Raw genomic sequence first — 23,443 nt, 5'->3', positions numbered from 1 at the left:
TAAAGTGGGAGATTTCTTTAAAATGGATCAAGCAGTATATGTGGTTGTACGGAAGTTAGTTGGGCTGACTATTGATGCTAGTGCGCCTGCGGGATACACATATGTTAATCTGACCGATCCGTCTTTCATTTTGAATAATAGTTTTAAAGAACTTATTGATTTGAAACTTTTTCTTAAACGAAAAGGCGTGGAGGAGTTCTACAGCGGAAAAGATGTAATGGTTAACCTCGGAACGCCAATCAGACTCGTATGAATGGTAGATGCACTATATATGAAGCATATGACGTTGCCAATGAATTAACTGGAGTTGCAATCCTTTATACAGACGCATATGGACTCATTATGATGAAAGAAGGCAACTCTTTCTATGTCTGGACACGCAAGTATGCGAGTATCAATGATATTGCTATTCGAGTATATGAGAAAGATTTAGCTGAAGACAGCCAAGGAAACGTTTACTGTGTAGATGGCCTTGACGTAACTATATACTAATTAGGGGGATTACAATGAATATTGATATAAACAACGCACCAGACAAGGTAGAACTAGGAGATATAATCGTTGGAAGCAATGGTCGCTTTTATTTAGCAGTAGAGATAAAAAATATTGAACGATACCCATTTAGAATTATCGACCTTACTACCTTTAAGTCAGTTAATGGGTTCGCTGAAGTGAATGCGATAAGCACCGTAAGTAGTTTAGATGAAATCAGCATTGTTAGGGTTATTAAAAGTGAGAATGTCACTCTTACTGAGAACACCAATGAAAACTAAACTAGGATGTGAAATAACTGAGGTGCAGTTGATCAATACGATAACTGGAGAGGTTATTGCAACATGTCAACCAATAACGATCTCAACCTTAAAATCAAACTATGATGAAGCGATTAAGAATAAGGCTGTGAAGGAAGATGGATTTGAGCATTTATTTTGTGAAGGCAAAGGTGGTGAACTCTATGTGGAACAGGAAGGGTAAAGAAATCTCTTTTTGTAATCTTGTTCGAAGTTTTGCGAATAGGAAATATATTCCTTATGGTGGTGAAACATCAATACAAATTGATAATGTAAGATTTCAAGTAACGAATATGTATGTCAATATTTACTTAACTGACGGCATAGATGATCTTCGGGTTTATTATGGCAACTTTGAGTCAGGTAAAAGCGAATGGCTTGCTAGAGGTTCTTGGTGTACAAAGATCGAGGAAATCCTTCTTGGCGACCAAACTGCCCACGAAAGAAAAAAAGAAGCAAGAGATAAGGCTAAAGTAGCCGAAGCAAACAGACTTGAAGCTAAATTCGAAGAATTATTTTCAGGTAAGGTGTAATGAGCAAATTAATCTTCCGTTATGGGTCAATGAACGCATCCAAGTCAGCTAATCTTATTATGGATCTACATGGTCACAAGACCAATGGGAAGAGTTTTCTGGCTTTCAAATCAACACTTGATACTAGAGATTATGGCTACATAACATCCAGAGCAGTAGAGACAAGAATTCCTGCAAGTCTAATCTCCCCAGAGATGAATGGAGTTATGTTTGAAATGACGAAAACATTCATGCCAAGGATCGTCTTCATCGATGAATGTCAATTTCTTACAGTTAATCAAATTGAAGAACTTGCCGATATTGTCGATGATCTAGGAGTGACCGTTCAAGCATACGGGCTTATGACAGACTTCAAAAGAGAATTGTTCGTAGGCAGTAAGCGACTAGTTGAATTGGCTGATGTGGTAGAGCGTATTCGCTCAGAATGCACACAATGCTACAATGAAGGATTGATGAATGCAAGGTTCTCAGATGGAATATTACAAACGAATGGTGAGACTGTTGTAGTAGGGGCAGAGCAAACATATAAGGTGTTATGTCGTAAATGCTATACAAATCAAATTAAAGTGGGTGCAAAATAAAATGAACGCTTTTTTTCGGGATAGTGTTGAGATAAATGGTAGTTATGTTAAGGGTAAAATCAAAAGGCCAATTAGAATAAACGGAAATCTCTCTACGATTGTAATTGAAGAGGGGTATTATGCGGAACATCTGAAAATCAATCCTACTGTATCTTATTTTGATTCAAATGACATAAGAAATATTGCATCAGAACTTATGCAAGTTGCTGATAAGTTGGACGAAATGAATAGTGGAAAAGAGGAGTTCTAATGATTGAGATTCGAGGAGTTGTATGGTATGAGTTGCCTTTTGTGACTGAAGTAGATATGACCGAAGAAGAGTGGCATGATCTCATGTATGAAGAAAAGGAAGAATTGATTGATGAACAAGTTATGATGGAAGACTTTGTTGATTCATTTATTAGCGACTTTCAAGTTAAGAAGATAGAGGAGAAGGTGAAACGATGAAATACGAGGAGAGAATCATATTTGATGGGTCGTACATTAACGGTATCATTGAGAAAGAAAAAGATAACGTGGTAGCAAATTGGTCACTAAAATATCAAGATATCAAACATGCCGAGGATATGTGGCCTTTAATTGGTGAACTTACAGACATCGCAACTAAAATGGGTGAAATGATGAGTGTCAAACGGTAGGAAAAAAGAGGGACAATATGTCTCTCTTTTTTATATGTAAACATTCATAAAACAGTTGATAAGTACTCAAGAAAGTATTATAATAATAGTATAAGAGATAAGGAGATGATTTGATTGAACAATGACACAATCGCTGTAAAACGGAAAGATGCTGAGAATTTGATCTTGCAACTCGAAGAAGAGAACGAATCATATGGAGATCGAATTGTTTCACTCGAATATGCATATAACAGTGCGATAACGCTGGTGAGAGAATTGTTTGGTATGGAGAAGCATGAATACCTTATTGGTCAATACCTTGAGTTCGATGAGCCAGAAGATAAGTCATTAGAAGAAATCACATTCAGGGTTGTTGAGGTCAAGGGTGATGAGTTGAGAGTTATTATGGAATTTGAGGACGAAGACTCTGAAGGAATTTGGACTGATATTCATTCGGTAGTTGTTCTGTAATGTCTGTAACAAAGGAGTCTGCAAAAATAGAAGCCTTTTTTGTAAGGGGAGGTAGAGGAAATCCAAGGATAATTAGTTGGTGGTCTGATGACAATGGAGTCGTCAAGGCAAAGAAGGAGTCTCCAAGCCCTACATATTTCATTGCAGGTAGGCCAAAGACAGTACGAAGATCAGGATTAATCTTGAGGAGGTAAGTAATTTTGGCGATATTATATATAATCTTTATCTACATCTTAATTGCAGTATTTTGGCAACTAGGAGAGAAAGCCTTATATGGAAAGGTGACTCCAAGAATCTTGGATGACATAATTGCAGTGGTCTTGGCTATATCAATATACTTTAACTTCAGATAGGAGTGTTTGTGTGAGGACAGACAGAGTTCATATCGTAGTGTTCGTGAAAAAGAAAGAAGATGTAGGAATGTACTTTCGGTTATTTAGATTGATGTTGCTAGATAAAATTAACAAACATTTTCTAGCTAATGATTTTGCTAAGATAGAAACTGATAAGTTTATTATCAGATTTAATATCGGAAGTCAGAAGCACTACAGAGGTACGAGAGCGCACTATGTAATTAACATGTGTCAAGACGAAGAGTTTGATTCTCTCTGTAATTGGATGATTCATAATGGATTCGGTTCCCTAAAATATGAAGCAGAGTGGAATGAATTATTCGAAGATGCGAAGCCGATTAAAGCTGAAACCGATCCTGATGGAAAGCCTATAGTTAATTGGCATGACAAAGACAATGCTATTACTGGAGTATGGGATTATGGAGTAACCGATTCATGACCATATCATGGGGAAGTCCGCTCAAACGAAAAGACTTGTCGTATGTGTTTGGATCTGGATGGGAGAAAGGTGACTTCAAGTTCATCGATTGGCATAAGACACCACTTGGATGGGACTTCAATCTGTGGCGCTTCTCAGTATCATATGACAATTGGGGAAAGGTGAGAAGCAATGGTAGGTAAACAGCTAAAGGTAATAGCAGTGATACTTGTAATAGGCTTCATTTTTTCTTTCTTTATTACTCCGATAGTATTCCCTGAATTACCTTTTCCGAAAATGTTCATCGTGTATGGCTTACTATTTTCTTTCTCTGGAGTAGCAACATACTTTACATTGCTTATAATAATGCCTTTTAACACAGGAGGAAAAGACAGTGAATGAATATATGCACACCAATGAAGAGTTATATAAGCTTGGATTCACACCAATTGAAAGAGGAAGGATTCTGAGGTTGCAGGATAAATACAAATTTAAAAACTCGGATGAGATTGCAGAAGCAGAACGAAGAATCGTAGAGAAAACAAACAGGCTTTGCGAGGAACATGAAATTATCACCGACATGCTATCAGTAGCCTACCAAAGAGAGCGAATATTAGGAAAATATTAGAGGAGAAGATGAAAATGACTAATGGTGAGTTGAATGAATAGAACTCTGACAGTCCAAGAAATGATTGACGCATTAACTCAGATCAAAGATAAGAGTCTTCCATTATTTCATGTAAGGGACAGTTGGTCTTTCGATGACATTGAACAACCTTTTATTGTTCTCGATGAATATGGCTACGAAGGCTATGTTTTAATTTAAACATGGGTATTATAAGCGATTAAGGAGTGAGGTTTAAAATGATGATACTTCCTAGAAACGATGATGAATTGATTAACGAAATCAAGATGTCACTGCCAAGTTCAAGAATAGCGGCGTATGCAACAACTCTCGTAATACGTCATCCCAAAACAAATGACCTGATCATATTGAAATGGAGATTACCATGGAGTAAGACAGAAGCATTGCAAGAAAGTGACTTTATCGAACTGAAAGACAGAAGGACTTGGGATGCTAATTGGTCTGATCTCATGGGAAAAAACATCATTCTTCATCCAGACATGCTTCATTCAAGAGGAAGAGATGCGCTGGAGAGACTATCACCTGATGATGATAATAAAGAAATGTGTAAAAGTAATGAAGAATTAGCTGATTATATTGCGGCTCACCTTCCTATTAGTACAGAAGATGCTTTGGATTTCGTTGAAGGTGCAATCAATTATGGCATATACTCTGATAGTGTTAATTTTACAATGGCTTTGCGTGGTAGAGATAGGGTTATTGAGCAATTGAGTAGCCAGTTGGATAAAGTAAGAAATCTATTAAGTGAAGGGGGATTTTAAATGGGTGTTGTAACCACATATGACGAAAGAAGAGGTAGATTGCGTGATGCACTTAAAGATTGCATGCGTATGGTTAAAGAAGATTTGTTTGATGAAGATGTATGGGGATATGAAGATATGAGAGATGATTATGCCCTAGATGTTTATATGGCAGTTAAAAAAGCAAGAGATACAGTGTAAAAATATTCTATTTAGAAAGGTGTGTAAGTATGGAATTAGTAGATTTAATCAGGAGAGCAGAACGTGAGAATGAAGACTTGGGTGATTATGGCGACATTCCACCTGAATCATACCTTATTTTTAAGGAATTAATTGACAAACTAAAAGAGCATTTCGATATTCAAGAGTAAATAAAACAAATCTTTTATTTACAAAGGAGAGAAAGCGTATGAACGAAAGAAAGTCAGTAGAAATCCAAATCCCCTGCTGTGTATTTTTCAATGATTCAATGGGGGCGACAATAGATGAGAACAATCATCTATACTTTAAGTGGTTCAAACAAGAAAAATGCACAGCAGTCTTGAAGGCCAACAGAGAGAATGCAGTAAAACTAAAGGATTTTTTAAATGAATATTTGAATCAAGAGTAAATAAAATAAGGGTTTTATTTACTCTTATAGGAGGAATGAATATGTTTAAGATAGTCAAGACATACTCAGACAATAATATTATTGTCGAAGACGAAGAATTTGGAAATTATGAAGTTACGCTCAAGTGGGATGGTTGTATTGATTTTAGAAAAGGTTACAATGGGTTTAAGCCAAGTGAAGATCAGACTGGAGAAAATACTGACTACATTCATATTTGCGACATTGACGAAATGATCGAAACTCTTCAGGAACTTAAAAAAGTAGGGTATAAACACTTTAACAACGAATATTGGGGGAATTGATATGGTTCCAGTGTACAAGTTTAGATATGAAGGAGAAACAACTAAAGACTTCACAACGGATCAGATTTATTGTGGTAGAAAATCAAAAGGTGGAGATTTGTTCGCTAGAGGTGATCGTGGGAGTTGGGTTCTCATCTTTGCATATAGATTCGCTCATAATAGAATGTACAAATACTTCGCTCAGATCGAGAAATCACATGTTAAGAACCACAAAGAAGCAATGAACTACGGTAAGAAAAGATATTGGGGAATTAATGATGGATGGGGGATTGTAGGTTATGCCTACACTTGCACCTATTGCAGATTTAATAATTCGTTCATTGACAGCGAAGAGAGTGTTCAGCATTGTGAACTTTGTGGGAGTAAAAATGAAATGATACCGATTCTATAGAGGAGGTTAATTAGCATGTTTAAGCAGACGTATGGATTTGACACTGATCGGTTGAAGAGAGGAATGCCAATATTAATAAGTGATTCGAATCCCAAGAATAAATGTGCATATTGGATTACTGGCGGCATGGAATATGTCGATGAAGATATGAGTGGGACTTATCTTATAGTTGATAGTAATCCTTCAATTTTGAATCTACTCAACTTAGCAGGAGAGGAGATTGAGATGCCTATCAGACATTTCATCGGAGACAATCCAAGGATGAAAATTTCAATCTATAAGATTACTGAGGAGGAATAGAATGAATATCAATGAATTAAAACAAGGAATGAAAATCGAATATATTGGAAGATCATTTGCTCATGGAGGAACATACACTTTGCTTCCAGCAGAATCAACATACTACGAAGCAAGCAATTGTCCAGAGCATGAACGTGGCAAACTGGTGATTGTAGAATTTATGAATGATGATACGCCTATGTTCTTTTTGGTTGATGAGTTAAATCCAGACGATTGGAGAATTGTGCAGTGAACAATAACAATCAAGAGATCAGAGCATTAATCAGGCTACTCATATATAAGGGTGTATTTTCAGAAGAAGAGTTTAACAAGTCTCTTTTAAGCGTTAAGTATGATGAGAAAATGATCGCAAAATGACGATGATTAAACGGGTATATGACAAAAAATCAAACAAATATGTTGAGGAGTTCAATGGATACAGGGTTGGAGATATTGTTGAACTTTCCAATTATGGCCTAACAATCAAAGGTTTTCCCTCTCATCAAAAGGTATCAAGAGTAAGGAAATTTGAAATAACCCATTTTACTTTGCATCAATGGTTGGGTTGGGGATTTAGACTCAAAGGATTCAAGGATGAGCATTTTAAAATAGGGTGGATTAAGTTTTATAGAAGACCAATCTATGAAAACTGGAACGATTAAAGGAGCTAACTTGAAGAATGACTACAAGAATCATTGAGAGTGGAAATTTATCTGGAGCCAAAGAGCAAAGAAAACGTTTGAGTTGCCCTGAATGTAAATCATATAGAGTTCTTGGAAGATATCATATTGAACATTCTGGCTTATTTCTAACCAAGAGCGTGAAGGTTGGAACATACACATGCTCCAATTGCAGATGTAAGTTTGAAAAAAGAACTAAATTGTGAGGAGAGATTACTATGTCATTCTTTGTTGCCTGTAGTAAATGCTATTCAAGAAATGTCACGATGGAGGGTGATAGAGACATTGCAAGGTTACACTGCAATAAGTGTAAGAACGTTCAATATGGCGATGAACCTTTTATTGAATCCGAAAATGCTCACAAACAAGTTGTTGATCTCTTCAATGAGGTGCTTGCAGAACTCAAAAAGGAATATACAGGTTGGAATTGTGAGACGGGGAACTTTAACGTTGATAAGGATGGCATTACGGAACGTGAAAGACAAAAGCTTCACCAATACAGAGAACGGTTGAATCAAATTCATATTATATAAATTGATGTACAAGAACTCAAGAAAGTATTATAATATAGTAAGAGGAGATGATATACAATGAATCTTAAGTTGACCGAAGATCAGATGGAAGCAATTTTATATGAACAAGAGATTGAAGGATTCGAATACGAACTCGTAGAGCAACCACAATGGGAAGTTGCTCACAAGATGCAATCATGCGAAGTGATCTTTAAACATGATGGTAAGTATTATTCATTCGGTGCTGGTCGGACTGGAACCGAATGGACTAGTTGGGAAGTTGAGTTTTGGGACAATGAAGCAATTGAAGTTCAAAAAGAATCTTATATTTCATACAGATGGGTACAAGTCAATAATGATCCAGATTCAATCGATATTGTTGATTGCTCACAACCCAGAAAGGCAAAGGCTAAATGATTATAGACACAGTTGACAAGCTTAGATCACATCTTAAAATATTTAAATTAAAACTATTAAATGACGGATGTGATCCCATGACGTTGTACCTAATGTTCTGCTCATACTACGAACACTATATGGAAAGATATCTGTTGTCTAAAGAAGAGGTTTTAAACCTTGCATGTGAAATCCTAATTGAGGATGTATAAGAACTAAAGAAAGTAGTGATATAAATGAATGGTACACGTACTAGAGAAAGAAGATTGAGAGTGCCGAGAGGTAGTTCAAAGTCTGGAAGGAACTTAGAACATCTTCTGCATAATCTCGCAAGACCAACTGAGTACAACATTAACATCACAGTTGAATCAAAGTCTAATGTTGATACAGACAACCTTTCGCACAACATTGTTGAAGCACTCAGAATTGCACGTATTAGAGGTGATTCAAATTTCTAAGAAGAAATCAAGAGATACCCGACTCACTGATGAACAGATTGAATTCATTCGTGTAAAGCCCGAAGATACAGCCAAGAGATTGGCTGATCTTCCTTACACAATTACACCACGTCCCGATGAAAAACCACCACGAGGAAAGTTCTGGTGCGCTTACTGTGGATCTTGGGAGAAGTTCATTGCACATCATCCTCAAATGCCTTTGTCTACATATCCGAGGTGTCAGAAGTGTGCAATGTCTATTGAAGACTATCATCAAAAATCGGCCAATAGATTATGGGGAGATAGTGTAAAAGAAAGATAAAACATAAGTGAGGAATGAACATGAAGGGTTGCACTATCTGCAATGTAAAAAACCATAGCTTCTATGTCTCTTCTGATGAGCTATACCTTTGTCCAAGACATAAGAAGATCATGACCGAAGAAGATGAAGAAGCTTCTCATGAGTTCAAAAAGAACCGCTTTATCATCAAAGGTAACGTAGCCGAAATGTCTATCTACAACAAGCAATACAATGAGAAATCTCATAAGGTGTTGATTGATGTAGAAGATGTTTCATTGATAGAAATGTTTCGTTGGACAGAGGAAATGACTCTCGGTGAGGGTGGTCACATTATTACGGTAATAAGAAAAAACGGCAGGAGATTATCGCTCAGATTAATGGACTACCTTCAATATCTTAGATTCGGAATAATGTCGCCCTCATATCTTACAAACTGTAATCCATTTGACTGTAGAAAGTTCAACATTAGAGTCAAAAAAGATAAACGAAGAGAGCGGTCAACTATTAGAAATTTACTTTAGGAGTGACTATGAATGATTATTAATGGAAATTTGATAGAAAAGTTGAGTAAAGGTTGTACATTCACGATATTGTATGAGGGTAGTGAAATGTACGATTTTATGATATGTCGTAGTTTTGGAAAAATTGAATACGTATTGGTCAATTTGACCACCTCCTTTGTTACAACATCTAAAGGTGACTCCATCCCCGAGATGATAAAACCCTTTATTGAAGACGATAAAGTTTATGAAATCATTAAAATCAACGGAAAAGAGGTGTTGGTCTAATGGGAGTAGACTATTACGCATGTCGCAATTGCGGAGACACATTTCCTGATTGTGGGCCACATACAAGTTGTCATTGTGGAGAGCATTGGTGTGATGACGCTTGTGCCGAAGCTGAAGGGTTCAGAGAAGAAGAAGATGGTTTCACACCTAAAGGATCTCAATGGACGCAGGAAACGAGTTGTAATTATTGCCGAAACGAAGACTTCTCTGACTACGAATTACTGGAATATGTTATTCGAAGTCACAATAGTTCTCGCGAAGAAATAATCTCAATGTATAAAGAGTGGAAAGAAAACGAGGAGGAATAGGAATGAAGATTGTTGCTACAAGAACAAACCTAAGAACTGGCTATAAAAAAGGCGATCTACTTGAATTTATCAAAATGGGTATAGGTGATTGTGCTATAGCAAAGAATCTGACTAGCCCTGAACTGGTAGAGGAAAATAGTAAATCTGGATTAAGTTTTATAGTTACAGATAACTTCGAAATTTACGATCCAGAGAAACACTATGTGCGTTATGGTGAGTCTGCTGAAAAATTCTCTTTTCTCGGAATACCTATTTACAGAAAAGTGAGAGAAATTAAAGTTCCTCTGCATGAGTTGATTGGAGGAAACTGATTTGTGTGTAACTTGCGGTGATACTTTACTGATTCATGCTAAACCTAAACAATATGATGGCTTTGTTAACTTACACCTTCACACAGCTTACTCTCTGCTTGACGGAATGAGTAAGCCTGAAGATGTGATCAAGAAGGTTGCTTCGCTTAATCAAACCGCTGTAGCGGTCACGGAACACGGAAATGTATTCTCTGCTGTTAAGATCCATAAGCTTGCGAAGAAGGCTAATATCAAACACATCTATGGTGCTGAGTTTTACGTTACTGATGACAGATTTATTCAAGACAAAACTAAAAAATACTTTCATATTACTGTCCTTGCTAAGAATGAGAAGGGTAGACTTAACATCAACAAACTTGCATCTCTCGGTTACCTTGAAGGCTTCTATTTCAAGCCACGTATTGATCATAGTTTACTCAAGCAATACAGTGAGGGATTGATTGTATTATCTGGATGTATGGCGAGTGAAGTACAACAAGCACTTGCTGGAGGAAAGATCGGTGATGGAGACATCGAGATTACAGATGCCAACATCGACAATGCAAGAGGTATCATTAAGATGTACAGAGAGATGTTTGGCAATGATTATTATCTTGAAGTCCAAGCACACAGAGATACAAGACAACAGCAATTAAACAGAGCAATTGTCGATCTAGCCAAAGATATGAGCATTGAGTATGTAGCTACAACTGATAGTCATTTTGTCGAAGAAGATGATCAGGAGTTACATAATATCTTCATTTCCATCGGAACTAACCGAGAAGCAGGAGAAACATATCAAGATACTCATATCATGGATGCAGATGAGGTAACTGTTAAATTGCTTGGATCAATGACCAACGATGAAGCTGAATTGGCAGTAAGAAATTCATTGGTTATCGCTGACAAATGTAATGTTAATCTTCCTCTGTCTGAGCCAATCATTCCTCACGTTGACATCCCTGAAGGATTTGCTGATGAGATTGCCTATATCAAGGAATTGATCAATAAAGGCTGGAAGAGAAGAGAGATCAAGAAGAAGCCAAACTATGAAAAGTACAGACCACGATTAGATTATGAGTTCAGCTCAATTACCAAGATGGGTTTCGAAGGATACTTCTTACTTGTAGAGAGTTACGTTAGCTCAGTTATACGTAAAGGGCCTGCGCGGGGATCATCTGGTGGTAGTCTTATCGCTTATCTGCTTGGAATCACAGAGATTGATCCGATCCCATATGGCCTTTACTTTGAACGCTTTATCGATGTAGGTGCTCTTGATCTTCTTGAGTCTGGACAGATTACTCGCAAAGAGTTGAAGATTCCAGACGTTGACTCCGATTTTGGGACAACAGACAGAGATAAAGTAGTGAGTGGTATCGTCAATAAGTATGGCGAAGAGAAGTTTGCCGCTATTGGTCAGTTCGGTTATATTTGGGATAAATCAGCAGTCAAGGACGTTGGTCGCGTGTTGAATATTCCGTTTAGCGTAACAAACATGATGACTCAACAGATGGGCGATCTGACAATTGAATATATGAGAAAAGCAGGAGTCAACACTCACTGGTTCGAAGAGTACCCTAAACTTTTCGAATATGCAGAGAAGATAGCAGGATTGCCTAAATCATTTGGAGTGCATCCTTGTGGTAAGATCATCTCAATCAAAGAGATCGACTATTATACTGCTGTCGCTTCTAATGACGGAACCATTGTCTTTCAGGGAGACATGGATGACACGGATGATCTAGGTCTAGTTAAAGTTGATATTCTCGGATTGAAGTCACTTGATGTTATCTACGATACTCTTGAGATGATTGACAAGGATTACGACTACATCAATCCCGATAAGCTGGATTTCACGGATATGAATGTACTGAGTCTCTTTAGGGAAGGTCGAACAGATGGAGTCTTTCAATTTGAATCCATTGGAATGAAGGAAACGTTAAGACAAGTAATCCCTGATGGAATTGATGACTTGGGTGTATGTAATGCTTTGTTCCGACCTGCATCGATGAAGCACATTGAACACTATGCAAACCGCAAAAAAGGAATAGAAGAATACTCTTATCTTCATCCCGATTTAGAGGTTGTATTGAAGGCTACAATGGGGATCATGACATTTCAGGAACAACTTATCGAGATTGGATGGATTGCTAAGATGAAGAATCCAGACAAGATCCGTAAAGCTACGGGTAAATTCTTGCCGTTCATGCTGGAAACAGCATGAATTATGAGTGGACAAAATCGGTGAAGGCTAAAATTGATAAATCCAAATCAAGTAATAAATGCATTGCTAAAGACTTTCTATGATGTTAGGATAATATCATAGGAGTTGATGAATCATGAGTAAAAAAGAAGAAATCTTAAACAAAGCTTTACCTATGTTGAACAGCGGAATGTCTGTACTCCAAATATCTAAAGTTATTACAGAAGTGAGTTACGCTACATTAGGCAGATATCTAGGTGAACATGCACCAAAGAAGCCGAGACTTACAGATGAAGATAAGGCGACAGCATTACAAATGTTTGACAAAGGGTATACAACTGTGGATATAGCAAAGGCATTAGGTAGAGATAACAGCAATATTGGGATTTTCCTCAAATCAACAGGAAGACAGCCAACAGGAAAGAGGTCTGGATTACTGATAGAGGAAGAAGAAAATATATGTCATCTTTACATAAATGAGTTGCTAACTACTAAAAAAATTGGAGACAGATACAACGTCAGTGAAAGGACAATCGCAAAGATAGTAACTGACAATGGTTTTAAGTTACGAAGCAGTGGAGCGATACCGAAGATAGTCAATCACGATTATTTTGAGATCATTGACACAGAGGAGAAAGCGTACTTTCTTGGGCTTATAATTTCTGATGGTGGAATTATTAAAAGCTACAACAGAGAAAATCGAAATCTATCTATCTCACTTTCGCTTGATGAAGCTGATGGATATATGGTCGAGAGATTGGAGAGCGTCTTGTGTAACTCTACGGGAACAGCAAAACTAGATGTTAGAGGTTGCGTATCCTTTAGAGGTTCGTCCCGCAAGTTAACAGAAGACCTTGCTAAATATGGAGTAGTGACAAGAAAAAGTGCCTTATCATACTTGCCAGAAGTTAAAGAAGAACTTGTTCCACATCTCATTAGAGGTATATTTGATGGAGATGGTACTGTATTCAAAGCTAAGAGTAGAAGTGGAGCAACATTCGGATTTTATGGCACAGAAAGAATCTGCAATGAAATCAAATCTTATCTTATCGAAAAGATAGGTGTGAGCAACAACAAGGTATTCAATAAAACTGACTCCAATGTAAGTTTTGTATACTTCTCCAAAAAGGCTGATGTTAAAAATTTCTATCACCTCATGTACGACAACGCAACTATTTATCTTGAAAGAAAGCGTAATGTTTTTATCAATCATGTTAATACCGAGGTAATCATTGAAAGTAACGAGTCAATGACACCGTAACGCATAGGGATTGAAACTGCTTTGCAGAATAAAATATCCCCAAGAGTGTCCACCACGAATACTGATAGAGTATACCTGTCTCTTTGACAGCCTAACGTAATATCGAGGGTGAAAATGTATGCTGAACTCACCATGAATAGACATGGGATGCCATGAAAATGGAGGGAGGAAACTCCCAGAAGTAGAGGATAAAAAGCCTTTACGATAACAAAATTGAAGAAGTCGATGGAACTGATGACTGAGTGTAAAGCTGAACTATGGGCTGGACTCAGTAAACGTGGATGGACTTCAGATCAACTGGAAACATTGTGGGAGATCATGATTGACTTTGCATCATATTCCTTTAATAAATCTCACGCTATGGCTTATGCAATCATTGCATGGCAAATGGCGAAACTTAAATACTACCATCCAGTAGAGTTCATGACCGCACTGCTCAACAGTAAGATTGGTAAGATTGATGAGTTGTCTCATTATATTAGTGAGTGTCAGCGCATGAACATAAAAGTCAATGTTCCAGATATCAATAAGAGCCAAAGAAAGTTCACCTATGAAAATGGTGAAATTATTTTCGGTCTTACAGCCATTCGTGCCATTGGTGATCCTACTGTTGACTTGATTGAGAATCTGCGGAAGCTGTATGGCGAATCGTTCAACTCTTTTAAAGACTTCTACAGTTTCACTGTACAAACAAGCAATATTTCTAAAACTGCTGAATCAATAGCAAATCAACAACTGGAAGTTTCTTTTGACATGCTTCCTTCTGACGCAACAATCAACCTAATCAAAGCTGGAGCATTCGGTAACGACAAGAATGATATTCTTACTCAATTGGCTGAGACAACTTACACACCTCTTAAATGGACTCCAAAGAAAGGTATGCCAGCTAAAGGAGATTTCAAAAAAGCTAACTACGAAATCTCTGATGAAGACTATTCTGATAAATCAAAACGATATGACATCTTCAACAGCTACAAGCATAAGGACTACTTAGCTAAAGAGAAGATTAGGAAGCAGAAACACATTGACAAATTCTTTGAGAAGTATGTGGGGGATTTTGAATCTTATGAGTTCGATACAATGGGTGCATATCTAACTATAAGTCCATTTGATAAGTATAGAAAATCTATAAAAGATTTCTACTCGTATAAAGATGGAACTGACAAAGTGTTAGTGGTAGGAACCATCGTTAAGAAGGAAGTTAAGAAGTCTGGTAGAGGTGGACAATACGCCAAGCTTAAAGTCTTGACCCCACATGGAGTCGTTAATGCTAAAGCCTACTCAAGTCAATACAGTGAATTTAAACATCTTCTAGACAAAGGAACCAACGTTGTTATCCTTGCCAAGCGAAGCAAAGATGAAGCGATCGTATTCAAAATGAAGACGTTCGATGAGTGGAAAGATTTGATTGATAGGAAATTAGAGTACAAAGAAAAAGTGAAGCAAAAGGAGGTTGCTGTTTAAATGAAGACATTTACCGAAGAACAACTTAAATTGATTCACACAGCAATGATGATTCAAGGTTTGAAGAATGTTGGCGTTTCTCTTCTTGCTAATGACGAAGAAGAGAAGTTTATTCAGATGGTTTTTGATGCCCACAATAACCTAACAGACGAAGAAGTCGATGTGATGATGAGAGAGACAACTGTAAGATATCTTAAAGACTTAGGCTTTCTCAATGAGTAAAAGATATAAGATCAAATCAAATGGAAAGCTATTTGAGGAATGGATGAGGGTTTCAGCAAGCCCTCATTCCAAGCTTTTTCTACATGGAGCATCTGTAATTCAGAATGATATGGAGATGACAACACAACAGTTGAATGCTTGGTATAAAGAGGTTGGCCTAATGATCGAAGCTACAGAAGAACACTTTGAGTCAATTATCAATGAGATGAAGCAGTTAAGAAAGAAGACAGTTAATTACATTACCAATTTAAATAAATAGGAGAGTGATTTTAAATGAAGTATTCTTATTTTGTTTCATATAAAGGTCTTAATGATAATGGAAGCATATCAGACGGAATGATTGATATCAAAACAGATACACCAATTGAGTCATATGAAGATATTATGAAAATAGCAAAATACATTGAAAAGAATTATGGGTGCAAACAGGTGGTCATCAACAATTATATTAAACTTGAACGTTAGGAGGTGAGTATTTTGAAAGAATATTTCGTAATTATTGTGAATGTAGATTACAACATGGAGTCTGAAGACAGATATTATAGTCACTATGACAATTATCCACCCACTGAAGAAGTTGAGAGAGCATTAATTCATTTTAATAACTTCCGTAGTCCAACATCAAGACTTAAAACAACTTCAAATTACGCAAGAGTAGAGAAGAGGTATAGACTCACTTCTTAGATGTTATCACACCATATTTAATTGGCTTTCTTCACTCCTACAAAAGTGATTGCCAAATAAATATGACGGAGTGATATAAATGGAACTAAATCTGACTTTGCCAGTACCAACATCTATCAATAAGCTGTACGTGAATGAATTTCAATGGGATAAAAAGTTGAGGAAACGTGTGCCTACTGGTAGAAGAATCCTATCAACTGAAGGTCGAAAAGTTAAAGCACAAATTCAAGGACGTGCAAGAGTTCAAATGCTTGAACAGCCTGAATGGGATTACGAGTGGACTAAAGATAATTACGTTTACCAAGACACTATCATCTACTTTGCCAGAAGAGGATCAGATGATAATAACATATACAAGCTTCTAAATGACTCTCTTGAAAAAGTAACTTATGAGAACGATTCAAGGGTGCTAGTCAGAACCCAACGTATTGTGTACGATACAAAGAACCCTCATATAGAGGTAACGATCAGGCCAGTTGATTTTGTGGGTATCTTCGAGAATCAGAAGGTGTTAGACGACTTCTCTCTAAACTGTCAGTCATGCTCAAAGTACCGTAAGGGTGGATGTTCGATCCTCAAGGATTCGATTGCTGGAACAGTAAGAGAAGAGGTTGGTAGTATATACGATCCAGTATGCACAGCCTTTAAACCAAAGAAATAAACTTAAGACTGCTACTATATGTGGCAGTCTTTTAAATATGCGTTGACGCATATTACATATTAGATTATACTAACTATAGTAACTATGATAACCAAATGCATTGGCGGTGTTCTTATTGACTAACGATAAAAAAACATTCCCTTTAAGGATTAATAACCAATATTCTGATGAGATAAACTGGTATGTATTTCATACAGGAAGTAAATCAAAACATCAATACATTCTCGATGCAATTGCTGAGAAGATCGCTAAGGACAAAATAAGCCTTATGGAAAAGGGGCTAGTCTATGATGAGAAAGCGAACGGAAGCTGAAGTTGTATTTTTCGAAGACATTAGAGACAAGAAACGTATTGCAAGTAATATATTTAAACGAGTTGCTACCAGAAAAGGTGGCGTTAACTCTGCTTTAAAGACTCCATACCACTACATGACAAATAAACAGAAGAAAGAACTTAATGGAGAGGTGATTAGTGTGAACGTAAATGAAGTGCTATCGAACACTAAGTTTAAAAAGCTAGATAAAGGAACACAGAAGTTAATGTTGGAAGCGTGGAGAAAGAAATTAAAAGATGTTGAAATATATGAAAAGATGGGAATAGCATCTAACACATATTACCGATATCTGAAAGATTTAGATGTTAAAAACAGAGCAACATTAAAAGGAACAGTCAAAGAGAATGGAGATGGAAATACTCCTTTCAGGATCAATGAGTACTACACGTTAACCTATAATCAGTTTAAAGCTTTAGATAAAAAACAAAAAAGAGAAGTGGCTCAAATTATTTTTGACAATCACTCTATCATCGAGGTATCCAGAGAGTGGAATATTACACAGGCTAATATTCGTTCTTTGAAAAAATATTATTGGAAAGATAAAGTATCCGAGGAAATAACCGATATAAAAGAAGAGGGAGCGAATGAAGTGATGATTGAAGAGTCACCGAAAGCGGTAACACCTGTGGTCACCGAACACTCACCTATTGTAACTGTAGATAATTTGGTAGAGAATTTCTTCTTTACATTCAACAATCAAGATGGTGACAGAAAGTCAATTATTCGAAAGCTGAAATATCTTCTGGAGGAACTTGAAGATACAGATGAATCAACTAAATTCGATGTTCACATGACCATACGTGGCACAGACCAAAGAAGATAACAAGTTGGTATTAATAGAACTACCATCATATACTAAGGGGACTAACAACTATGAAAAAATCATTAAGAGACATTAGAAACATTGCTACAGGAGTAATAGCTGGTATCGCTCTGACAGCTACAACAGCAGTAACGTTTGCAGGAACAGATAATATTCAAGCACTCTTTAACCGTGATCTTAAGTTTGTTGTAAATGGAGAAACCGTTAAGTCTGGTTCTCCTGCTTTGACAGCTAATAATTCTACATACCTTCAGCTTAGAGATGTTGCTGACATGCTGGATTATAAAGTTGGTTACGATGGTAAGACTAAGACTGTTACACTAACCGATCAAGGATCGATAACGCCAGCAAAAGAAACAAGCACGAACAACACTACGAATACAGCAAGCACGAAGCCTAGTGCCGCAAAAGATGATCTAACAACGAATGATTATGACTACCGTAAGCTTCCAATCACATTGGATCGAGGAAATGGAGACATCAGTATGACGTTGAACTCCATTACTCATGACGATGAGAAAGTATATTTTAACTTTTCCATTTCAAATCCTACAGGCAGAAAATTTCAAGTAATGGGTGAAACTTCAGCATCGAATATGGGTTTGCCTGACAAAAAACTATTCGGAGCAAAAACTACTAACCAGATGTATGACAAAGAGTACGAGTATCAAATTGCTTATAACAAGTCTAACTTCAGCAGAGACACTAAAAATGTAAGAATAAATCTTAAAGTTAACTATTACTCGTTAGATATGTATTCTTTCAAAGTAGATACGACTGGAATGTTTGACGATCTTTAAGATGTGTGATATTATATTATAGCTTGCTGTAGGGGTTTCATATATTTTTGTTCGGGTTTAATGTGAAACATTCTACAGAAAAAGACTATTGGGGCAATAACCCTAGTAGTCTTTTTTATGTTTGACTGCGTTTCTAAGAACTGGTATTATTAGGAATATCATTATTCGACATTATGATTTATCATTGGCCTGACTTTAGTGGGGTTAAGAAAACCAAGAGAAAACGCCATCACTATCATCATTGTCACCATTGTTGATTGATGATAGAATAATAGCCGATCCTATGGGATCGGTTTTTAATTCCGACTATGGCCACTCGGATTAATCTGAAAGGATGATAGTTATGATCAGGAAGCCTTTACCTCAGTTTAACTCTCTTAGTGAAGCTAAAGCGTTCTATGAACAGTATGGTAAGCTAATCTATTTTGGTCGTGCTGGCGAAAGATATGAATACTGTGTATATAACTATCATGTAAGAGACGGTCGTATGTTGCCTTTAAACATATATGATGATGGTAAAGTAGAACTACGATGTTGAATGACATAAAGATACCCACCAAGAAAACCCTTATAAAATAAGGTTTTTTTTGTTTTTGGTAGGGAACTTTGTGTCAATTTTTAATGACATAAAGTTCCCTACCAGGCTGGAATTTGACATAAAGTTACCCACCAGACTGGGGGACTGACATAAAGTTACCCACCAGACTGGAGAATGACATCATAAAGTTGCCTACCAAGTTCCAAATTTGCTCCGTTAATTAGAGACAAAGGGCATAAATGCATGAAAGTAGGGTACTTTGTGTCATTTTGGTAGGGAACTTTGTGTCAATGTACATACGAGAATAGAGTTGGTTTACATAATCCTAATTATGTTAACATACATATGCACAAAAGTCGTATTTTGACTAAATGTCTAGAAATAGGCAAAAAAATACCGATCCTCCTTTTGAAAAAATCACCGACCCCCACATGGAGGAGGATCGGCTTACCTAATTCACATTAAGAGAGGATGGTCTTAAATATAGTGTATCCCACTATCCCATCTTTATACATCTAATATTATGATCCCCAACCGTGACCTTCAATCATTATGTCCACTCCTTATATGTAAGACCGACATCTTCCTCTGAATGTCGGTAAAAATAAGCTTTACAATCGATATCAAAACCGTTAAGCTTACCGTCTTATTATAACATATAGATGCGATAAAATGAAAGATCAAGTGGGACATGAACAAGATGCGATGATGCATTACTATAATGAATTTCTCACTATATGAATTATTCACAATAGGGAATGGTCTACGGTTTCGCCTACTTTTTATTTCTCGCTCCACTCTACTGTTCTACAAACGAAAAAAATGCACCCTCCCAATTAAGAGAAGGTGCATTTGGTTACTTCGTACTTTCCTTTGTGCTTAAGATGTCAGAAACGACACCGATAGCAAACCCTACGATGTCGGCAATCGTTTTTGAATCGACTTTATCTTTGATTGCTTTGGGCAGTTTGTTATAAAGACCCAAGACAATCTCCGCTTCTTTCTCACGAAGTTTATGCGTGAGATTATCAACCACAACATCATAAACCTTATTACCTTGCTTCATATACAATACAACAATCAGAGCGATTAAAAGTAGCGCAACAATGTATTCCATTAAATCATCTCCTTATTTAATTTGTACTAAAATCTTTTGAAGCAATTGAACATAATCGCGAAGGTCAGACTTGTTCATAGTTTGAATAACCGAGAAAGATACTGACTCATCGATACTTTCAAGTTTAACTTGCTCAACTCCAGTTTCAACGCCATCAACGATCACTGGTACAATTGTGATCTTGTTACGCTTATCCGCATCAATCGGAATCTCCACTTCGCTGATTACTTCGGAAAAATCTGAATAACGTACTACGACTTCCATGAAGATCACATCCCTTAGTTATTTTTTTTAAGCAATAAATAAATTTGAGGAACAAGTCCTTTGCTGGTGAGCCAATCTTCATCCTTATCCTCATATACATCCACTTGCTCACCAGCTTTTACTTCATTAACATCTGTCGTTGCAACACCTTGAAAAATTGGTTTTGGTGTTTGTTTGGATTTCTTCCTAGTAACAGCTTTCATGCTGTTTACAACGTCCTTTGTACCTTCCAGATCAAGAACCACTTCATTTTCTTCGAGAATAGTAAATTGCTCCTTGTCCACCATATAAACCCCTCCTTAGTTTTGTGTTCTGCTGATAATTGCGAATGTCAGTGTAGACAACTCACCAGCAGTCAGTGTTCCATCATTTACTTTCTTAATCCAAGTTTCAGGACTATTGATTACAGGTTCACCATCAACAATTACCTTCCCAAACTTTTTAACGCCTTCGATAATCAATGTCTTTTGCCAACTAGCCATCTCCATTGGTTCATCATCTCCCCTGTCTTTTTTATCCACTACTTTAGGTGCATTGAGAATTTCATTCAGCTTATCTACTGTCTTCTGACCAGCAACACCATCAACAGTGAGTCCATTATTGCTTTGGAAATCTGCTACAGCGTTATATGTAGCCTTGCCGAAGTCACCATCAACAACCAATCCGTAACCAAGTGTGTTCAGTTTTGATTGTAGCGCAACAACGTTATTGTTCTTGTCTCCCATTTTGATCACTTTCTCAACTGGGACTGGAACTGCATCCACCTGAGCACCAGAGCATTCCTTGTATTCAGCAATGACATCATTCAAGAATTTAGACCATGTAATCCCCATCTTAACGAATGAATTCAATGCTGGATCAGTCTTACGCTTAGGATCAAGAACGTAGTGACCAGTAATGTATTTGGCTGGATCAAGTTTAAACTTGTAACATACGTATGCAATGTACCAAATATAACGCTTATACGACTCCTTATTGTCAATCTTTCCTCCATAACACAATTCAGCGCCGATAGCGATGTCATTTGCATCATCACCATACATCTCATTGTCTTTGGTGACATTGTACAAAACATGCCATGCTTTCTCTGGTGTACCTGTAGTTGCAGGAATACACTCGATAATATCTTTGTCATCAATGAATGTATGCGCTGAAGCCGACATTTCATTTCTGGAGTTTTCGTAGTAATTTACATTTCCTTTTGCTGTACTTCCCGGATTTCCCGTATCATGACCTACAACAAAACCAACTCGTGGCATCTTGATTCCCGATCTTCGCTTAGTACCTTTGGTGAGATATTGCGTTTTAATCTGATATTTCATTTTAAAGGCCATATTTTTATCCCCTCCTAAAAAATAAAGCTTCCGATAGATTACGGAAGCTTCGTGGTTGTGCTTGTGTCTACTTTCTTGGTGTCTAATTCTTCGTTGTCTGAGTAGTCAAATTCAACAACAGGCATCTTTCTTTTCCCTGATGTCGTAAGACTTTCTGCCACCTTGATTCCTGTAAATGCTCCGAGTTCATACATCAGCAACATAAGCAAGTTATCTGAGACATCACCTACGACCGTAACCTGATGTAGTGCAACAGTAAGGGTAATGAAAAATGCTAGGATGATTGCAGAAACCTTAGTTTCATCCATTGATAGTCCATCTTTAATCCACTTCATCGGGTATCACCTCATCTTGACTCTTGTTTTTGAAACTCTGAACCTGTTCCGTCAGAAAATCGACCTTCGTTTGTAATCGTTTATTATCCATAGTCAACTCTAGATTGATCAAGTGAAGTTGAGCCACTTCTCCACTAAGACTTCTGATCTCAATCCTTGCTTCCTCTAATTCTAGCTTGTAGCTGTTCATACCATCCTTCAACTCTTGTCTAAACGCTTTCTCATCCTCAGACAATGCTTGTCTATCATTTACAGCAATATCTTTTCCGTTTGTGTTTTTTACAGCTAAGAATGTACCAATAGAAGCAGTAATTGCTGTGAGTGCAGGAATTATAATTTGCATTACTTCAAACGTCATAGGGTTCACCCCATTTCTTTATTTGTTTGCATCACTCCCTCTTTATATAAAGTGATAAGTGAGAGTTCAATTTAATTAATAGACAACACGACTTTGCACAAAAAAATAAGAGGAATGCCCGATCTACTGGACACCCCTCTTATTTGACTATAATCCTGATTGACTCAGCGAATATAGTACATCAGTGAATAATGAATCAAGTACACTGAGATTACAGTTGTACTTCAGTAGAACCAGTGAAGCTATCTTGTTTCAACTTCAGTGCCGTAATTGCAGTTTCAATACGTGTGACAACAGTGTCTGCAAATGCATTTGCCACTGTCTCAGCCTTATCACCATATGATGCTTTGGTAAACACTCGATTAATTGGAAGATCGGTTGGAAGATATTTATATGTATCTCCGATTGTTGTTTCGGGTGTTGTACCACCCTTAACAGTTAACTCTCCACCAATATTTACTTGCACCTTGCCGAAGTCTTCGAACAACTCTGTTTCTTCTGGTTGAATGTCGGTAATAGAAATGCTTACCTCATAGTTGTTGTTAGACAATTTCTTATCGATCACCAATCTCATCTACATTACCTCTTTCTTTTGTAAAAT

The 23,443-nt window shown here is 37.0% G+C and carries 45 protein-coding genes; 38 read left to right on the top strand and 7 right to left on the bottom strand.

Going from position 1 to position 23,443, the window contains the following annotated elements; genetic code table 11:
* Window positions 1-22 precede the first annotated feature (22 nt).
* The 38 genes from AC4E8D_RS32810 to AC4E8D_RS32625 all read left to right on the top strand — a co-directional run bounded on the left by AC4E8D_RS32810 (window position 23) and on the right by AC4E8D_RS32625 (window position 18,896).
* Entirely contained in the window at window positions 23-253 is a 231-nt protein-coding gene (locus AC4E8D_RS32810; protein ID WP_490206592.1) for a hypothetical protein, read from the top strand.
* A 253-nt stretch (window positions 254-506) separates the two neighbouring features.
* Window positions 507-773, top strand: coding sequence for a hypothetical protein (locus AC4E8D_RS32805; RefSeq protein ID WP_490206591.1), 267 nt, complete (start codon window positions 507-509; stop codon window positions 771-773).
* Window positions 763-975: a hypothetical protein gene (locus tag AC4E8D_RS32800; protein ID WP_490206590.1), complete on the top strand. Its 213-nt coding sequence runs from the start codon at window positions 763-765 to the stop codon at window positions 973-975. Before AC4E8D_RS32805 ends, AC4E8D_RS32800 begins: the two co-directional genes overlap by 11 nt.
* Entirely contained in the window at window positions 956-1,324 is a 369-nt protein-coding gene (locus tag AC4E8D_RS32795) for a hypothetical protein (RefSeq protein WP_490206589.1), read from the top strand. The genes AC4E8D_RS32800 and AC4E8D_RS32795 overlap by 20 nt, the downstream gene beginning before the upstream one ends.
* Window positions 1,324-1,905, top strand: a complete 582-nt coding sequence (locus tag AC4E8D_RS32790) for a thymidine kinase (RefSeq protein ID WP_490206588.1) — start codon at window positions 1,324-1,326, stop codon at window positions 1,903-1,905. Before AC4E8D_RS32795 ends, AC4E8D_RS32790 begins: the two co-directional genes overlap by 1 nt.
* A 1-nt stretch (window position 1,906) precedes the next feature.
* Window positions 1,907-2,155, top strand: coding sequence for a hypothetical protein (locus AC4E8D_RS32785; RefSeq protein WP_490206587.1), 249 nt, complete (start codon window positions 1,907-1,909; stop codon window positions 2,153-2,155).
* Window positions 2,155-2,352: a hypothetical protein gene (locus AC4E8D_RS32780; protein ID WP_490206586.1), complete on the top strand. Its 198-nt coding sequence runs from the start codon at window positions 2,155-2,157 to the stop codon at window positions 2,350-2,352. The genes AC4E8D_RS32785 and AC4E8D_RS32780 overlap by 1 nt, the downstream gene beginning before the upstream one ends.
* Window positions 2,349-2,543 carry a hypothetical protein gene (locus AC4E8D_RS32775; RefSeq protein WP_490206585.1) on the top strand — a complete coding sequence of 65 codons (195 nt, stop codon included), beginning with the start codon at window positions 2,349-2,351 and terminating at the stop codon, window positions 2,541-2,543. Before AC4E8D_RS32780 ends, AC4E8D_RS32775 begins: the two co-directional genes overlap by 4 nt.
* 114 nt (window positions 2,544-2,657) lie before the next feature.
* On the top strand, window positions 2,658-2,993 hold the full coding sequence (locus AC4E8D_RS32770) for a hypothetical protein (protein WP_490206584.1): 336 nt from the start codon (window positions 2,658-2,660) through the stop codon (window positions 2,991-2,993).
* A 396-nt stretch (window positions 2,994-3,389) separates the two neighbouring features.
* On the top strand, window positions 3,390-3,785 hold the full coding sequence (locus AC4E8D_RS32765) for a hypothetical protein (RefSeq protein ID WP_490206583.1): 396 nt from the start codon (window positions 3,390-3,392) through the stop codon (window positions 3,783-3,785).
* Window positions 3,782-3,967, top strand: a complete 186-nt coding sequence (locus tag AC4E8D_RS32760; RefSeq protein WP_490206582.1) for a hypothetical protein — start codon at window positions 3,782-3,784, stop codon at window positions 3,965-3,967. Before AC4E8D_RS32765 ends, AC4E8D_RS32760 begins: the two co-directional genes overlap by 4 nt.
* A 191-nt stretch (window positions 3,968-4,158) precedes the next feature.
* A complete protein-coding gene (locus AC4E8D_RS32755) occupies window positions 4,159-4,392 on the top strand; it encodes a hypothetical protein (protein WP_490206581.1) in 234 nt (77 codons plus the stop codon).
* 236 nt (window positions 4,393-4,628) lie between these two features.
* A complete protein-coding gene (locus AC4E8D_RS32750; RefSeq protein ID WP_490206580.1) occupies window positions 4,629-5,171 on the top strand; it encodes a hypothetical protein in 543 nt (180 codons plus the stop codon).
* The gene (locus tag AC4E8D_RS32745) at window positions 5,172-5,351 is read left to right on the top strand and encodes a hypothetical protein (protein WP_490206579.1); all 180 of its coding nucleotides are present in this window, start codon (window positions 5,172-5,174) and stop codon (window positions 5,349-5,351) included.
* 29 nt (window positions 5,352-5,380) lie between these two features.
* On the top strand, window positions 5,381-5,521 hold the full coding sequence (locus AC4E8D_RS32740) for a hypothetical protein (protein WP_490206578.1): 141 nt from the start codon (window positions 5,381-5,383) through the stop codon (window positions 5,519-5,521).
* Between the two features lie 38 nt (window positions 5,522-5,559).
* The gene (locus tag AC4E8D_RS32735; protein ID WP_490206577.1) at window positions 5,560-5,760 is read left to right on the top strand and encodes a hypothetical protein; all 201 of its coding nucleotides are present in this window, start codon (window positions 5,560-5,562) and stop codon (window positions 5,758-5,760) included.
* Window positions 5,761-5,801: 41 nt separating this feature from the next.
* The gene (locus AC4E8D_RS32730) at window positions 5,802-6,062 is read left to right on the top strand and encodes a hypothetical protein (protein ID WP_490206576.1); all 261 of its coding nucleotides are present in this window, start codon (window positions 5,802-5,804) and stop codon (window positions 6,060-6,062) included.
* A 1-nt stretch (window position 6,063) separates the two neighbouring features.
* A complete protein-coding gene (locus AC4E8D_RS32725; RefSeq protein ID WP_490206575.1) occupies window positions 6,064-6,453 on the top strand; it encodes a hypothetical protein in 390 nt (129 codons plus the stop codon).
* A 15-nt stretch (window positions 6,454-6,468) separates the two neighbouring features.
* Complete coding sequence (locus tag AC4E8D_RS32720; RefSeq protein ID WP_490206574.1) at window positions 6,469-6,753, top strand: hypothetical protein; 285 nt, start codon at window positions 6,469-6,471, stop codon at window positions 6,751-6,753.
* A 1-nt stretch (window position 6,754) separates the two neighbouring features.
* A complete protein-coding gene (locus AC4E8D_RS32715; RefSeq protein ID WP_490206573.1) occupies window positions 6,755-6,985 on the top strand; it encodes a hypothetical protein in 231 nt (76 codons plus the stop codon).
* Window positions 6,986-7,112: 127 nt separating this feature from the next.
* On the top strand, window positions 7,113-7,394 hold the full coding sequence (locus AC4E8D_RS32710; RefSeq protein WP_490206572.1) for a hypothetical protein: 282 nt from the start codon (window positions 7,113-7,115) through the stop codon (window positions 7,392-7,394).
* Window positions 7,395-7,630: 236 nt separating this feature from the next.
* Window positions 7,631-7,945: a hypothetical protein gene (locus AC4E8D_RS32705; RefSeq protein WP_490206571.1), complete on the top strand. Its 315-nt coding sequence runs from the start codon at window positions 7,631-7,633 to the stop codon at window positions 7,943-7,945.
* A 57-nt stretch (window positions 7,946-8,002) separates the two neighbouring features.
* Window positions 8,003-8,341, top strand: a complete 339-nt coding sequence (locus AC4E8D_RS32700) for a hypothetical protein (protein WP_490206570.1) — start codon at window positions 8,003-8,005, stop codon at window positions 8,339-8,341.
* A 357-nt stretch (window positions 8,342-8,698) separates the two neighbouring features.
* Window positions 8,699-9,079, top strand: a complete 381-nt coding sequence (locus AC4E8D_RS32695) for a hypothetical protein (protein WP_490206569.1) — start codon at window positions 8,699-8,701, stop codon at window positions 9,077-9,079.
* Window positions 9,080-9,093: 14 nt separating this feature from the next.
* Window positions 9,094-9,579, top strand: coding sequence for a hypothetical protein (locus AC4E8D_RS32690; RefSeq protein WP_490206568.1), 486 nt, complete (start codon window positions 9,094-9,096; stop codon window positions 9,577-9,579).
* Between the two features lie 12 nt (window positions 9,580-9,591).
* Window positions 9,592-9,846, top strand: coding sequence for a hypothetical protein (locus AC4E8D_RS32685; RefSeq protein ID WP_490206567.1), 255 nt, complete (start codon window positions 9,592-9,594; stop codon window positions 9,844-9,846).
* Between the two features lie 51 nt (window positions 9,847-9,897).
* Window positions 9,898-10,113 (top strand): hypothetical protein, encoded by a 216-nt coding sequence (locus tag AC4E8D_RS32680; RefSeq protein WP_490206566.1) that lies wholly within the window; start codon window positions 9,898-9,900, stop codon window positions 10,111-10,113.
* A 43-nt stretch (window positions 10,114-10,156) separates the two neighbouring features.
* Window positions 10,157-10,465, top strand: a complete 309-nt coding sequence (locus AC4E8D_RS32675; protein ID WP_490206565.1) for a hypothetical protein — start codon at window positions 10,157-10,159, stop codon at window positions 10,463-10,465.
* Window positions 10,452-12,668, top strand: a complete 2,217-nt coding sequence (dnaE, locus tag AC4E8D_RS32670; RefSeq protein WP_490206564.1) for a DNA polymerase III subunit alpha — start codon at window positions 10,452-10,454, stop codon at window positions 12,666-12,668. Before AC4E8D_RS32675 ends, dnaE begins: the two co-directional genes overlap by 14 nt.
* A gap of 115 nt (window positions 12,669-12,783) precedes the next feature.
* Window positions 12,784-13,908, top strand: a complete 1,125-nt coding sequence (locus tag AC4E8D_RS32665) for a hypothetical protein (protein WP_490206563.1) — start codon at window positions 12,784-12,786, stop codon at window positions 13,906-13,908.
* Window positions 13,909-14,133: 225 nt separating this feature from the next.
* Window positions 14,134-15,372 carry a helix-hairpin-helix domain-containing protein gene (locus tag AC4E8D_RS32660; protein WP_490206562.1) on the top strand — a complete coding sequence of 413 codons (1,239 nt, stop codon included), beginning with the start codon at window positions 14,134-14,136 and terminating at the stop codon, window positions 15,370-15,372.
* Window positions 15,373-15,594 carry a hypothetical protein gene (locus AC4E8D_RS32655; RefSeq protein WP_490206561.1) on the top strand — a complete coding sequence of 74 codons (222 nt, stop codon included), beginning with the start codon at window positions 15,373-15,375 and terminating at the stop codon, window positions 15,592-15,594.
* A complete protein-coding gene (locus tag AC4E8D_RS32650) occupies window positions 15,587-15,853 on the top strand; it encodes a hypothetical protein (RefSeq protein WP_490206560.1) in 267 nt (88 codons plus the stop codon). Before AC4E8D_RS32655 ends, AC4E8D_RS32650 begins: the two co-directional genes overlap by 8 nt.
* A 14-nt stretch (window positions 15,854-15,867) precedes the next feature.
* The gene (locus AC4E8D_RS32645) at window positions 15,868-16,059 is read left to right on the top strand and encodes a hypothetical protein (protein WP_490206559.1); all 192 of its coding nucleotides are present in this window, start codon (window positions 15,868-15,870) and stop codon (window positions 16,057-16,059) included.
* 298 nt (window positions 16,060-16,357) lie between these two features.
* Entirely contained in the window at window positions 16,358-16,939 is a 582-nt protein-coding gene (locus AC4E8D_RS32640) for a RusA family crossover junction endodeoxyribonuclease (protein WP_490206558.1), read from the top strand.
* Window positions 16,940-17,054: 115 nt separating this feature from the next.
* Complete coding sequence (locus tag AC4E8D_RS32635) at window positions 17,055-17,252, top strand: hypothetical protein (RefSeq protein WP_490206557.1); 198 nt, start codon at window positions 17,055-17,057, stop codon at window positions 17,250-17,252.
* Window positions 17,227-18,096: a hypothetical protein gene (locus tag AC4E8D_RS32630; protein ID WP_490206556.1), complete on the top strand. Its 870-nt coding sequence runs from the start codon at window positions 17,227-17,229 to the stop codon at window positions 18,094-18,096. The genes AC4E8D_RS32635 and AC4E8D_RS32630 overlap by 26 nt, the downstream gene beginning before the upstream one ends.
* A 50-nt stretch (window positions 18,097-18,146) precedes the next feature.
* Window positions 18,147-18,896, top strand: coding sequence for a stalk domain-containing protein (locus AC4E8D_RS32625; protein WP_490206555.1), 750 nt, complete (start codon window positions 18,147-18,149; stop codon window positions 18,894-18,896).
* A gap of 1,394 nt (window positions 18,897-20,290) precedes the next feature.
* Here the strand turns inward: AC4E8D_RS32625 and AC4E8D_RS32620 are convergent.
* The 7 genes from AC4E8D_RS32620 to AC4E8D_RS32590 form a co-directional block, all read right to left on the bottom strand.
* Window positions 20,291-20,551, bottom strand: coding sequence for a hypothetical protein (locus tag AC4E8D_RS32620; RefSeq protein WP_490206554.1), 261 nt, complete (start codon window positions 20,549-20,551; stop codon window positions 20,291-20,293).
* Window positions 20,552-20,563: 12 nt separating this feature from the next.
* A complete protein-coding gene (locus AC4E8D_RS32615; RefSeq protein WP_490206553.1) occupies window positions 20,564-20,815 on the bottom strand; it encodes a hypothetical protein in 252 nt (83 codons plus the stop codon).
* A gap of 14 nt (window positions 20,816-20,829) precedes the next feature.
* Window positions 20,830-21,102, bottom strand: a complete 273-nt coding sequence (locus AC4E8D_RS32610) for a hypothetical protein (RefSeq protein WP_490206552.1) — start codon at window positions 21,100-21,102, stop codon at window positions 20,830-20,832.
* Between the two features lie 12 nt (window positions 21,103-21,114).
* Entirely contained in the window at window positions 21,115-22,149 is a 1,035-nt protein-coding gene (locus AC4E8D_RS32605) for a peptidoglycan recognition protein family protein (protein ID WP_490206551.1), read from the bottom strand.
* A gap of 38 nt (window positions 22,150-22,187) precedes the next feature.
* Window positions 22,188-22,484 (bottom strand): hypothetical protein, encoded by a 297-nt coding sequence (locus AC4E8D_RS32600; RefSeq protein WP_490206550.1) that lies wholly within the window; start codon window positions 22,482-22,484, stop codon window positions 22,188-22,190.
* Window positions 22,471-22,842: a hypothetical protein gene (locus tag AC4E8D_RS32595; RefSeq protein ID WP_490206549.1), complete on the bottom strand. Its 372-nt coding sequence runs from the start codon at window positions 22,840-22,842 to the stop codon at window positions 22,471-22,473. Before AC4E8D_RS32595 ends, AC4E8D_RS32600 begins: the two co-directional genes overlap by 14 nt.
* Window positions 22,843-23,053: 211 nt before the next feature.
* Window positions 23,054-23,416, bottom strand: a complete 363-nt coding sequence (locus AC4E8D_RS32590) for a hypothetical protein (protein WP_490206548.1) — start codon at window positions 23,414-23,416, stop codon at window positions 23,054-23,056.
* Window positions 23,417-23,443: the final 27 nt, after the last annotated feature.

This window comes from Paenibacillus sp. SRL342, assembly GCF_984798905.1.
This window is presented reverse-complemented; position numbering and strand designations above follow the sequence as displayed.